Annotated in this window: 11 protein-coding genes; 6 read left to right on the top strand and 5 right to left on the bottom strand. The window is 61.5% G+C overall.

All coding sequences use genetic code 11. The features are described 5' to 3' along the window. Positions 1-116: 116 nt before the first annotated feature. Together SGJ19_01735 and SGJ19_01730 are read left to right on the top strand one after the other, a co-directional pair. Positions 117-1,010, top strand: coding sequence for a zincin-like metallopeptidase domain-containing protein (locus SGJ19_01735; protein ID MDZ4778957.1), 894 nt, complete (start codon positions 117-119; stop codon positions 1,008-1,010). A gap of 178 nt (positions 1,011-1,188) precedes the next feature. Next, entirely contained in the window at positions 1,189-1,791 is a 603-nt protein-coding gene (locus SGJ19_01730; GenBank protein MDZ4778956.1) for a recombinase family protein, read from the top strand. A 161-nt stretch (positions 1,792-1,952) separates the two neighbouring features. Here the strand turns inward: SGJ19_01730 and SGJ19_01725 are convergent, their stop codons facing one another. The 4 genes from SGJ19_01725 to SGJ19_01710 all read right to left on the bottom strand — a co-directional run bounded on the left by SGJ19_01725 (position 1,953) and on the right by SGJ19_01710 (position 5,032). Beyond that, complete coding sequence (locus tag SGJ19_01725) at positions 1,953-2,474, bottom strand: hypothetical protein (protein ID MDZ4778955.1); 522 nt, start codon at positions 2,472-2,474, stop codon at positions 1,953-1,955. Positions 2,475-2,496: 22 nt separating this feature from the next. Then, entirely contained in the window at positions 2,497-2,721 is a 225-nt protein-coding gene (locus tag SGJ19_01720; GenBank protein MDZ4778954.1) for a hypothetical protein, read from the bottom strand. A gap of 513 nt (positions 2,722-3,234) precedes the next feature. After that, positions 3,235-4,098 carry a PEP-CTERM sorting domain-containing protein gene (locus tag SGJ19_01715; protein MDZ4778953.1) on the bottom strand — a complete coding sequence of 288 codons (864 nt, stop codon included), beginning with the start codon at positions 4,096-4,098 and terminating at the stop codon, positions 3,235-3,237. 283 nt (positions 4,099-4,381) lie between these two features. Next, entirely contained in the window at positions 4,382-5,032 is a 651-nt protein-coding gene (locus SGJ19_01710; protein MDZ4778952.1) for a lectin-like protein, read from the bottom strand. Positions 5,033-5,264: 232 nt separating this feature from the next. Here SGJ19_01710 and SGJ19_01705 point away from each other — a divergent pair, with 232 nt between their 5' ends. After that, positions 5,265-5,447, top strand: a complete 183-nt coding sequence (locus tag SGJ19_01705; protein ID MDZ4778951.1) for a hypothetical protein — start codon at positions 5,265-5,267, stop codon at positions 5,445-5,447. 11 nt (positions 5,448-5,458) lie between these two features. Here the strand turns inward: SGJ19_01705 and SGJ19_01700 are convergent, their stop codons facing one another. Then, positions 5,459-5,641 carry a hypothetical protein gene (locus SGJ19_01700; protein MDZ4778950.1) on the bottom strand — a complete coding sequence of 61 codons (183 nt, stop codon included), beginning with the start codon at positions 5,639-5,641 and terminating at the stop codon, positions 5,459-5,461. Between the two features lie 432 nt (positions 5,642-6,073). Between SGJ19_01700 and SGJ19_01695 the strand changes: the two genes are divergently transcribed. The 3 genes from SGJ19_01695 to SGJ19_01685 all read left to right on the top strand — a co-directional run bounded on the left by SGJ19_01695 (position 6,074) and on the right by SGJ19_01685 (position 12,107). Further along, positions 6,074-6,850 carry a PDZ domain-containing protein gene (locus SGJ19_01695; protein ID MDZ4778949.1) on the top strand — a complete coding sequence of 259 codons (777 nt, stop codon included), beginning with the start codon at positions 6,074-6,076 and terminating at the stop codon, positions 6,848-6,850. Positions 6,851-7,146: 296 nt separating this feature from the next. Continuing rightward, complete coding sequence (locus SGJ19_01690; protein MDZ4778948.1) at positions 7,147-8,838, top strand: serine/threonine-protein kinase; 1,692 nt, start codon at positions 7,147-7,149, stop codon at positions 8,836-8,838. A 395-nt stretch (positions 8,839-9,233) separates the two neighbouring features. Beyond that, entirely contained in the window at positions 9,234-12,107 is a 2,874-nt protein-coding gene (locus tag SGJ19_01685; GenBank protein MDZ4778947.1) for a DNA translocase FtsK, read from the top strand. The last annotated feature ends 135 nt before the right edge of the window (positions 12,108-12,242 follow it).

The raw sequence follows: 12,242 nt of genomic DNA, 5'->3' as shown, positions 1-12,242 counted from the left end.
GGTCAGCATGGCATGAATGTGCGATATACCCCTGTTGTTCAGGGGTTTGGCGCAAATCGCGTGCCACTACGGGGAAGTCATCTGGGAAATACGGGCTAAGAGAAGGAACCTCAGACATGTCTGATTCTACTGCGCGCAAGAGCGTTTACGAAGTCGTCACCGACCGGATCTTGACCCTTCTGGACGAAGGAACCGTCCCCTGGCGCAAACCCTGGGGCGGCGCAGAACAAGCCCCGCGGTCTCTCACGACGGGAAAACCCTATAGGGGCGTCAACGTGTTTCTGTTGCACGCCGCTGGCTACGCTTCCCCGTACTGGCTCACCTACCGCCAGGCCAACGACTGGGGCGGCCACGTCCGGAAGGGGGAAAAAGGTTTTCCAGTGGTCTTCTGGAAATGGCGCGAGGCGGAAGAGGCCGAGGCCACCGAAGACGGCAAGCCAGCGCGCCGTGCGCCGCTCTTGCGCTATTTCACGGTTTTCAACACTTCGCAGATTGACGATTTGCCGGCCGATCGCATCCCTACCGTGGAAACGGTCGCGCATCCCTTCACGCCGATCGAGCGCGCCGAAACAGTCGTCCACGGCTATCCACAAGGCCCAAGGCTCGAACACGGCTACCCGGGAGCCTGGTATCGCCCGTCAGCCGATCTAGTCGGGATGCCGAGCCCGGAGCGGTTTACGTCACCAGAGGAATATTACAGCACGCTTTTTCATGAACTGACCCACTCCACCGGCCACCGCGAGCGCCTGGCGCGGAAAGGCATCACGGACGATATCCACTTCGGCAGCCAGACCTACAGCCAGGAGGAACTGGTCGCCGAGATGGGGGCCGCGTTCCTCATGGGGCATTGCGATCTAGCGCAAGCGACCCTCCCCAATAGCGCCGCCTACATCGACGCCTGGCGGCAACGCCTCAAGGCAGACAGCCGCGTCGTGGTCTTCGCGGCCGCTCAGGCGCAACGTGCTGCCGACTTGATCCTTAGCCACTCGGCCAGCGACGAAGCCGAATAACCCGGCCACTGGCCACCGGCGCGCCGCTCTATAAGGGGCGGCGCAGCCGGTGCCCAAAGTGTAAAGGGTCAATCCTCCTGCCGATTCGTCCGTTCTGCGCCCATCGTTTCACGAGTTACGGCGCGGAAAAACTGTCAAGTCTCGACTACGAATCATCCTTTACAACCACGATTGCAATATGCCGCATATCGCCATTTACCTGCGCGTCAGCACGCGCAAGCAAGACACCCGTAGCCAGGAGCCCGACCTACACCGCTGGCTAGCGGCGTATGCCGCCAGCAGCGAGGTCCGCTGGTACCGCGACCAGGCGACCGGCCGCACGATGGACCGTGCTGGCTGGAAGAAACTCGAAGCGCAAGTCGACTGCGGCGAAGTGTCTCAGATCGTCGCGTGGCGCCTCGACCGTCTCGGAAGGACCGCCAGCGGCCTCACCGCCCTCTTCGACAAGCTGGTCGCGCGCAAAGTAGGTCTGGTCTCGATCAAAGACGGTCTCGACCTGGCCACACCTGCGGGTCGCTTAATCGCCAACGTGTTGGCCTCCGTAGCGGCGTACGAAAACGAGGTCCGCGCCGAGCGCGTAGTTGCCGGTCAGGAGGTCGCCCGTGCCGCCGGCAAGAAATGGGGCGGGTCTAAAAAGGGACGCCGACTCGTAGTGAGTGATGAGCAGGCCCAGGTAGCCTATAGACTGAATCGGGAAGGGGTACCCGTCGCGGCAATCGCACGAGCCACGGGGCTCTCTCGACCGACGGTCTATTCACTGTTGCGCCCGGACAGCGACTGATTCGGCCATGACGCGTGTAACAGTGGCGATTCGATTTCGCGTGCTTCAGTAACCGTCGCAAGTCAGCGGGGCGCGACCGCTGAGCGATAAGGGAACGAATCGTCGCAACTTCCATTAGGCGAAATAGTTGTGTCGCATCCCGGTCTACCCGCCGAATTGAATTAGTGACGGTCCCGGGAGGGAAGAACATTCCCTTTCGACCGCCGATACCGATGCAAGGCCACTGCGATCTGCCGTTCCAACTCTTCGTTACTCATCCGGTTGAGTTCTTCGCTGTATCGAACCGCCTCCACCGCGGCCGATTCGTGAATTGCCTTGGCGGACTCCATCAGGGCGGCCAGCAGATCAAGCCGTTTGTCACCGTCAGTCGAGTCCTTCCCGAGTTCATTGGCAATGGCTCGGCCAAGTCCCTCCGCTCCGCCAAAATGGCGGAGCAAGGGCTCCAGGAGCAAGGACGCCGCAGCCGGAATCTTTCCACGCTTCATGGCGCGTACGAGCTTCAAGAGCGACCAACGCTCAGCCGTGCGGCGTTCGTGCCGCCGCCGCTGGGCTTCTACCTTGGACCGACAACCTCGGCACAGTTCGTGATAACCCGTGGCCCGGCCCGCATGCCGGTGAAAACGATCGATCGGCAAAGTCAGATGGCACTCTCGGCAGGCCAGTTCCGCTTCAGCAGTAGCCATGGCTGGCAGGATCCTTCGGCGGCTAACCGCCAGGGACGGTGATCAACAAGTCAAAGACGTCGTCGACGTCAGCGTCGATCGCAGCTTCCTGGATTTCTTCGTACAGCGTAACTAGCTGATTGCCGTCGGAAAACTCGGCGAGCAGTGTGACGGCGCCGACCACCTCGATGTCCCCTTCGGCGATGCTTTGAAAACGTCGAACCAGGCAGTCCAACTTATCCGCCGCGTCCTTTGTTGGAGTCGACATAGAGCCCTCACGTCCGAAACTTTGGGCATATTCGCAGCAAGACGGACGCCGTCATCGCTGTGCCAATTCTAGCAGTCAACGCCGTGAATCAATATCGAAGCCGACGACGGCCATGGTCCAGATGCCACATGCACCCGGTAGCATGACATTCGAATCTCGCGCTACCTTGAATTCTGAGAATATTGAGAGCGCTTTCTAGCCTTGATCATTACGGCTGGCAATCAGCATCAAGATGACCTTCTTCAGCGTCTCTGACATGTAGGGCCAGGCCTCTAGGACCGCACTCAACCCAGGGTCCGCCAGAGAATTCCCTGCGCCGTATGCGCCGGATTCTGCGCCGCCTTGCGCATCAATCAGCGTTTTTCCCGACGATTTCGTAGGGAGTTCGAGTCCTACCGGGGGAAGGCGGTCGACAAAGTCACCGTTCGGCTCACCTACTACTCCAAGTTGGAGGCCTACACGGTCGCCGTCAAAATCGAGACGAGCGTACGACTGTAATTCGTCGATGTTCGGTTAGCGACGTCGCCTCGATCGGTTGACACTTGCCAGGCCGATCAAGCTCAGGGCCATGAGGGCGCAACTGGCGGGTTCAGGTACGAGTTGCGTCGGCCCGGCGCCGAAGTTGTTGCGCACATTGTTGAGGTCGGTAATGTCGATGGCGCCGTTGTCGTCCGTGTCGCCGAGGCCCGCTCCACCAAAATTGTTGCGGACGTTGTTCAGATCCACGATATCCACGGCGCCGTCGCTATTGGTGTCGCCGGGCGTTCGGGGAAGGGCCGTCAGCGTCAGGGTAGTGAGCGTGCTGCTGTTCACTACGCCGCCAGCGTCGGGCAGTAACGTGATCGAGCTTTGGTCGAAGCTTTCCGCAGCGATGGAAAGGTTCGTGGGCAGGCCGTCGCTTGAGAAGATCGGCGCCATAGAAAACGCGTTGAAGTCCGCATGAAACGACACCGGCTCGCCCGCTAGCGGCGGGAAGAGATCCGCCGCATGGATGTTGATATCCAGGGCATGCACCACCGTGAAGGTGATCAGTACCGCGCTGAATTCGCCAAAATCCGCTGGGTCATTCAGCGTGACCTCGTAGTCGCCAGCTTGATAATGGAAGAAACGCAACGCGGGCGGCGACGCCGAATTGGTAAATCTCCCGAACGTCGGGTCCGCCATGCCGACCAGCTCGAAGTCGAGGTCCGGCGCGGCCGTATCGTAGGTGAGTTCAAAGGCCCACGGCGTGTCGACGGGAATCGTGGGATCGCCGCTCGTGTTCGACGTAATTTTCCCCGTGGCGGCCAGCGTAAAGAGCGCCGCCGGTACAGGGTTGGCGCCGACGAGCAGCAATGAGAACCAAAATACCGCGGCGACTGCGGAGCGCATGGTCATCAATATTCCCGTCCTTCAATTAACAGGCTGGAAGCGGTCACGTCGCGCATTGTATTCCATCGAAAAACGCGACTCCCGTCAGAGAATCGGGAAAACCAGGTGGAACGGCCAAATTCGTGGGATTTGGTTCCCCCGCGCAGTGTCATTATGGCAACGAACGCGGGTAAACTTGGCGGCATTCGTCCAGGGAAGCGACGCCAAATCTCGTTGGGCATGACCGCGTAGCGCAGGCAAACCGCCGAACGCCGAGGGGCGCATCGGCGGTTGTTCGGACTGCAATCGACTAGCGTCGTTTCCGTTGCCGGATAACGCCAGCGAATCCAATCAACCCGATGATTGCCAGGGCGTACGTGCTTGGCTCGGGGACGGAGAATTCGACGATATAGCCATTCACCCAAGTCCGATCGATCCCGTCATTGGGAAGATCATTCCAGCGGTGGCCTTGTCCTTCCCCAAATGCGGCATGGTCTTCACCCCTCAGAAAGCTATTGTTTGGCTCACCAGAGTTCCAGTCTGCGTATGATACGGCTGTTCCGTCCTGGGCACCCTGCCAGAATAACTCTCCCGTCTCCGGCCCGGTCATCCATCGCCACTCGCCCTCTGAAGCTGCATCCGATGCGCCGATCCATTTTGGCCCTCCGTTTGGCAGGCGCTGCTGGAGAAAATCAGTTTCAACTGCCGAAGTGATCGTGGCGAGATAGCCGGTCAAGCCGTCGTACGTCAACGTTTCAGCTTCGCTGCGCGCGTTGTCCCAGTTGATCGGCCGACCCCCGGTATCGATTGAGATCACCTGGGCGTAGTAGTGACCGTTCTCTGGACTTTGCACTGGGCAGTGAAACGGTCCGCTGCGATTACCTCCGCACCAGAGTGTGACGGCCGAACTTTCGGGCACAATGACCGCGCAAAGAAAACAAGCTAGAGACAAAGAACGCATGATACCGAACCTCGACAATTTGCCCCTGTCGAAGTCTCGTCACGCTGCTGGACTGGCGAGAATGCCAGCACGAGACAGACTTAATGTAGTGCGCCCCGCCATGCGCGGCAACAGAAATGGCCTGCCGAACGGTCGGCGCATGCCACCCGCTGGTGGACTTTACTGGTAGCGGCCGAACTCAATTACTGTCAGGCTGTTCGGTGTCTGGAACGTAACCACGGGAATGGACACCATGCGAATCAAGCCGAAGTTCTTGCCTTCCGCCCAAGAGATCGTCGCCCGCTGCTATGCCATCCGCCGGAACTGGACTGCGTCGGAACGGCAAAAACGGTTGGGCTGGTTTGGCGAAACGCCCGTCGAAACGACCGCCATCGTTGGCATCCCCTTGCACCGCCCGATGCGCCCCTCGGCCTAAGCGCGAGATGCTCACTTCCGGTTTCTGAGTACCGCCATCAGGCAAAGCGCCGAACTGAGCATCATTACGCCCGGTCCAAGCGGGACGATGCGACCTGTCGTGTACCAGGCATAGGCCCCTGACACGACGAGCAAGGTCGAAAAGAGAATCATCGCGATGACCATCGCTCGCAGGATCTTGGTGTCGCGGGTCATGGGATTCACTCGGGCGAGAACTTTTGCCGCGTCCATCGTAGTCGATTTGTCGCGGCCCGCCAGATTCGGGCGTCCCATCAAAGCACACAGGCCGCCGGAGTATTCACTCCGGCGGCCTGGGCTGGCTAGCGCGGTCCTACTGCCCGGAGGACCGTCGCGCTGTCACGGAACACCGCGTCTCATCTCTGCCTGCACCACGCTCGGTCTGGGAACCTCGGTCACGTCCTGGATGGTGAAGAACGGGGGCGGCGACGGGCGTTTGGCATCAAGATCGGCATCACAGGTGCTGTCGCCCGCGCCGCACGCCCCCGTTACACCCAATGGAGCACCGGCCGGGGAGAAAATCGGAAGGCGGAAAATCGAATTCCCGGTAGGCCAATTACAATGGAGCCCTGGAACCGTTGTTCGAGGCCCAATCGCCGAGCCGTCGCCATGCCCGTCCGATATCGATTGTTGTGGGGAATCGTGCTTTTCGCCGGGCCGATGCTGGCGGCGAGCCCAGCGACTGCGCAGCCGCCCGCCGAGCCCATGGCGCCGGCGCAAGACCTGCGCCCCGGCTATTTGGGCGTCCTGGCGGCCGACTCCGGGGACGGCGCAGGTGCGGTGATGGCCGAAGTCGTCGCCGGATCCCCGGCGGCGCAAGCGGACCTACGATCCGGCGACGTGGTCGTGGCGGTCGATGGGCAGCCGGTGGAGGGCGCGAGTAGCTTTATCACGGCGATGGCCCAGGTTGGCCCAGGCGAGTCGAGCGTCCTGACCGTTCGGCACGCGGGGTTTTCGCGGGAAGTGTCCGTTACGTTGGGCGCGCGTCCAGCGCCGGAGCGTCGTCGATTTCCGGAGTTCGGGCAGGTGCAATGGCCCGCCCCGATGGCAAACTGGGCAACTTTGCCTCGGCCGGATTCGCTGCTTCCGGACCGCACTCCCCCCGAGCAACGGCTCGGATTGCATACGCAGCCGTCGAATCCCGCTGCGCTCGCGCGGCGCAGGCTGCCGGAACGAGCGGGGGTGCTGGTTTCGCGCGTGGAACGGGATTCTCCGGCCGATCTGGCGGGAATCACCGTCGGGACGCTCATCGTGTCGGTCGACGGCGTTGCGGTCGAGTCTCGGCAGGCCTTATCGAAGGCCATCGCTGGAAGCGGTGACACGATTGAGGTTACGTACTTCGCCGGCGCGGAGGAACGCAGCGGAACTTTGGTTCGCACCGAGTAAGCTCGCACCGGCAACGACCCGTTCTTCGCAGTCTTCGTAAAGCCCAGGCTTCTGTGGTGTTTCGATGCGTTTGGCGACACTTTTTTTATGGTCGCCTGGTAGCGCTTAACGGCATACAATTGGTCCGTTTACGCTCATTCGCACACCCGCTGGGGCGGATATCACCGCTCTCAATTTTGAACCGAAACGGCGGCTTGGCCGTCTAATCGGGTGTTAGTGAGCGCCAGATGGGGCGGGCGGCATCTAAAGTCGATCCAATCACCCGATCAGCCTGCCCGAATGGCAAGCAGCGAGCCATGAATTCAAGTTCCGCAACACCGCCCAAATTCTCGCCGTTGGAAGCCACGCTCGATGCCTCGGTATTGAACGATCCGCATCCACCGTCGGACGTCAATGCCCCCTCCGTCGATCCCAAACGGATGGCGATGGTGCGCCGTTCCACGCCGCATTTCTCCGGCGAAACGCACGGGCTATTACGCAGCCGCTTGCGGGCCGCGGCGCTGGCGATTTTCGTTTGCTCCGGATTGTTCCTGCTGGCAGGCTTCTTCACGAGCGGACAAGTATCGCCAAAACTCGATCCGTCGATCGTTCAGAGCCTGAGCTTTCTGTTTTGGGTCCACGTGGCACACGTGACGTTGGTCGGCGCCTCGAGCGTCGTGCTGATGTACATGTGCCCGCAGTGCATGGTCAAGATGCGGACGATTGAAGGGATCGTTTTCGGTTCGACCGCGATCTACTTCCTGCTGGCATCCCACGCGGAGTTGGTGTGGCTCGCCACGTTGCATGGTGCGCCGGCACGGATCTCCGGGATGTGGCTGTTCTTGATTTTCACATACGCCATCTTCATTCCGAATACCTGGTTCCGCGCGGTTCAGGTGATTGGCGGGATCGCCGCGTTGCCGATCGCCCTGATCGTTTGGCTCGATCTGACACATCAGCACGTCTACAACGCCATGACGATGAAGTTCATGGGCTTCGAGGTGCTGACGATCCTCACCGGCGCCGGGATCGCCGTCTTCGGCACGCATGTCATCAATGCGTTGCGGACGAAAGCGTTCGAAGCGCAGCAACTCGGACAATACAAGTTGCGGCAGCTCATCGGCCGCGGCGGGATGGGCGAGGTCTATCTCGCAGAGCACCAATTACTCAAGCGCGATTGCGCGATCAAGTTGATCCGCCCCGAACAGGCCGGCGACCCCAAGGCGCTGGCCCGTTTTGAGCGTGAGGTCCGCGCCACCGCCAAGCTTTCGCATTGGAACAGCGTCGAGGTCTACGACTACGGCCGGACCGAGGACGGCACGTTCTACTATGCGATGGAATACCTGCCGGGCATGAGCGTGGCGGACCTGGTCGACAAGCACGGCCCCTTGCCGGCCAGCCGGGTGATCTACTTGTTGCGGCAAACGTGCGACGCGCTGGCCGAGGCGCACGCGCTCGGTTTAATCCACCGCGATATCAAGCCCGCCAACATCTTCTCCGCGCAGCGCGGCGGTGTGTACGACGTGGCGAAGTTGCTGGATTTCGGCCTCGCCAAACCGCTGGTGCGGTCCACGAACCCCGACGAGTCGCAACTCACACAAGAAGGCGCCATCACCGGCTCGCCGCTCTATATGTCGCCGGAGCAAGCGGTCGGCGAAACCGAGCCGGACTCGCGCAGCGATATCTATGCACTCGGCGCCGTGGCTTACTTCATGCTCACGAGCCGCCCGCCGTTTGTCGACGACAAGCCGCTCAAGATTCTCTTTGCCCATGCGCGGGATCCCGTGACGCCGCCATCGGAACTTCGTGCGGACGTGCCCGCGGACTTGGAAGCGGTGATTCTCCGCTGCCTGGAAAAGCGCCCCGGCGACCGCTACCAGAGCGTCTCTGCTTTGGAAGAAGCGCTCAGCGAATGCGAAAGCGCCGACCGCTGGAACCGCCTGGACGCTAATGCCTGGTGGCGCCAGCCGGGACTCCCCTGCTCGGCGTTATCCCCCGCAACGGTTTGAGGCGGCGGGACGCAGCCACCCGTCAGTAGCGCCAGCGAGGGAGTGAGGGCGTCGTCTACAGTTCCGGACGACGCTGTCAGTTACCCCGTGACCACGCAACTGAGAGTTTCATCACAACCGGTACACGACGCATTCTCTCCCTTGCTGGCGCTACGGGCTAGTTTTGCATTTCTACCTCGCTCGCAATCTGCAGTTTGGGAAATCCGTGCGGCGCGAGAAAACGGTATTTCTCTCTGGTGCTCTTTTCGCCGATCCTCTCCGATAGATGCCTGGTGTCGCCGCGCGCGGTGATGTTGGGCTGGACGGATCACCGAGGGGCATGGACTCGCCCTTTTCCAGGGTTGGATCGATCGGCACACGCGATCGGTCGCACTCAGAGAAGCGGGGCGGATCCCATGCCGGAAACTCGATATCTCTCGCGCGATTTATTCGCGCTGGCTTTGCTGACCGTCACGCTTTACGTGGCGGTCGCTGTGGGCACTTACGATCCCGGCGACCCGGTCTTCAGCTTCTATTCGCTGACCGACCAGCCGACCTACGCGGTGCTGCCGACGCCCGAAGTGACTCACAACACCGGCGGGCGGTTCGGCGCGTTGACTTCGCACTGGCTGCTGTCCGCATTGGGAATCGGCGCGTACTACTTGCTGTTCTCCACCACCGTGCTGGCCGCCTGGCTCCTGGCGCGGAAGCGCGTCCGCGATCATTGGCAACGCTTGTTCGGCTGGACGCTGACGCTCGCGGCCTTCTGCTCATTGGCGGCGCTGTTGAGGCCCGGCTGGGCCACGTTGCCGATGATTGGCCCCGGCGGTTACGTCGGCGCGATGGGTAAGGCGATTCTGGTCGAACACTTTGCAAGCGTTGGCGCGTATCTCCTGGTGCTGAGCGTCTTTTGTTGCGGCCTGATGCTCTGCACCGAGTATGTCGTCCTGCGGATGGCGTATTGGTCGGTCGTCGCGCCGGCGCTCGGCATTTCGCGCCGCGTGCGCAAGCCGCGGGTCACGGCGCTGACCGTGCAGACCGTCGAGAAGCCGAAGAAAAAGATTGCGATCCACGCGGAACATGCGTTGCTGACCGCTGAAACCCACGACGAGGAGGAAGAAGAGGAGACCCACGAAGCAGAGTCCGCAACCACGGCGGAAGGCGAGCCGGCGATTCGCATCGCAGGCAAGGGCGCGAAGTCGCCGGAAAAGCCTGCCGCGCCGAAGGTTGAGAAGCCCGAAGCGAAGCCTGCGGCCAAGGCCGCGACTGCACAACGCGCTAGCGAACCCAAGATTGCGGCGGTGGCGCCGGCCGTTGCAGTTGCTCCAATTGTCGCCGTGGCGACGAAGCACTCGCCGCAAGCGCCGGCCGAGCCAGCCGAACCCGCCGAGGAAAACGGGCTGCGCGTCAAAGGTCCGGCCACGAAGGACGAGCGGCAGAAAGTCCGTGATGAATTGGACGCCGCGAGTCACACCGAGAATCGTTTCGAGTACCAACTTCCCAGTCTCGACCTGCTGTTGGAGAGCGAGGACGTCGCCTACGACGAGCAGGAAAAGGAGGTCCGACGAAAAGCCAAACTCTTGGAAAAAACCTTCGCCAACTTCGGCTTCAATGTCCGTGTCGTCGAGATCGAGACCGGGCCCGTGATCGCCCAATACGAAGTGGAGTTGGAAGCTGGCCTCCGGCTGAGCCGCATTACCGGACTGGCGGAGGATCTGGCGATCGCGCTCCGTGTGCCGAGCGTCCGGATCGTCGCGCCGATCCCTGGCAAAAATACCGTGGGTATTGAAGTTCCCAACGAGCAACGCCAATTGGTGCGGCTCCGCGAGGTGATCGAAGAAACCGGCGTCCAAGCCAAGAAGATGAAAATCCCCATCTATCTTGGCAAGGACGTGGCCGGTAACCCCATGGTCTGCGACCTGGCGACGTTGCCGCACTTGCTAATCGCCGGCCGCACCGGCACCGGCAAAAGCGTCTGCTTGAACACCATCATCGTATCGATGCTGATGACCCGCCGGCCGGACGAAGTGAAGATGCTGATGATCGACCCCAAGATGGTCGAGCTCAGCCCCTACAAGACGTTGCCGCATCTGATGCACCCGGTCGTCACCGACATGAAAAAAGCCGAGGCGATCCTCGCCTGGGCCGTCGACAAGATGGAGGAGCGCTACGCACTGTTGGCCCGCGCCGGCGTGCGGCACATCAGCGGTTACAACCAACTGGGCGAGGAGGAACTATTCGACCGGCTCCAGCCGGAATCTGAGGATGAGCGCAATTCGATCCCTCTGCATCTGCCGTACATCGTCATCGTGGCCGACGAGATGGCCGACTTGATGATGACTTCTGCCAAGGAAGTGGAACAGCACATCATCCGCCTCGCGCAAAAAAGCCGCGCGGTCGGGATCCACCTGGTGCTGGCCACGCAGAAGCCGACCGTCGACGTCATCACCGGTTTGATCAAATCGAACTTGCCGGCCCGCATCGCGTTCCAAGTCGCCAGCCGCACCGATAGCCGCGTCGTGCTGGACGAGATGGGCGCCGACAAGCTGCTCGGCAACGGCGACATGCTGTTCCTTTGGCCCGGCACCAGCACGCTGCATCGCGGCCAAGGGACGTTCGTCAGCGACGACGAAATCAATCGCATCATTGCCGTGGTCGGCACGAAGGAACCGGAGTACGCGCAGGAGTTGGTGGCCCTCAAGCCAGTGGGCGAGCCGAACGACCCGAGCAAATTCAAGAGCCGCGACGAACTCTACGAGGCTGCCATCGAGATCGTGATCCGCGAAGGGCGCGGCAGCGTCTCGCTGTTGCAGCGCGCGCTCGGCATCGGCTACGGCCGCGCCGCGCGGCTGGTCGACTTCATGGCCGAGGACGGCATCGTCGGCCAGTACAACGGCTCGCAAGCCCGCGAGATTCTAATCACGATGGACCAGTGGCTCGTCCTGAGCGGCCAGCAAGAAGACCCGGAAGTCGTCGCGGCGCCGAAGCCAAAGCGGAACCGTGTCAAGATCACGGCGCCGGTCGAACCGCCGCCGTTTGTGGCGGAAGACGAAGCCGACGTCGTTGAGGAAGCAGACGAGCTGGACGACGAAGCCGCGGAAGCCGATGACGAAGAGGCGGACGCCGATTGGTCGGAGGACGAAGAAGAAGCATTCGACGACGAGGAAGAGGAATCGGACGAAGTCGAGGAAGAGGCCGACGACGAAATTTTCGACGAAGCGGACGAAGCCGACGCGCCCAAAAGCGCCGCACCGCCGTCCCCGTCGCCGCGCCGGACTCGCTCGGCTTAGGCACGCGAGTCAACTTTTTTCGATCGAGCGATCAGCGCACTTGTATCGCTTATGCTTAACTAATCAAGTTGGCCGGTTCTACGGCCCGATATCCGATTTGGGGGGAAAGCCAGTCCCACGCTTCCCACTTGACCC

The sequence above is a fragment of the Planctomycetia bacterium genome (assembly GCA_034440135.1).
In the GTDB taxonomy this organism is placed as follows: Bacteria; Planctomycetota; Planctomycetia; order Pirellulales; family JALHLM01; genus JALHLM01.
The sequence above is the reverse complement of the archived record's forward strand: the minus strand, read 5'-3'. Positions and strand labels throughout refer to the sequence as shown.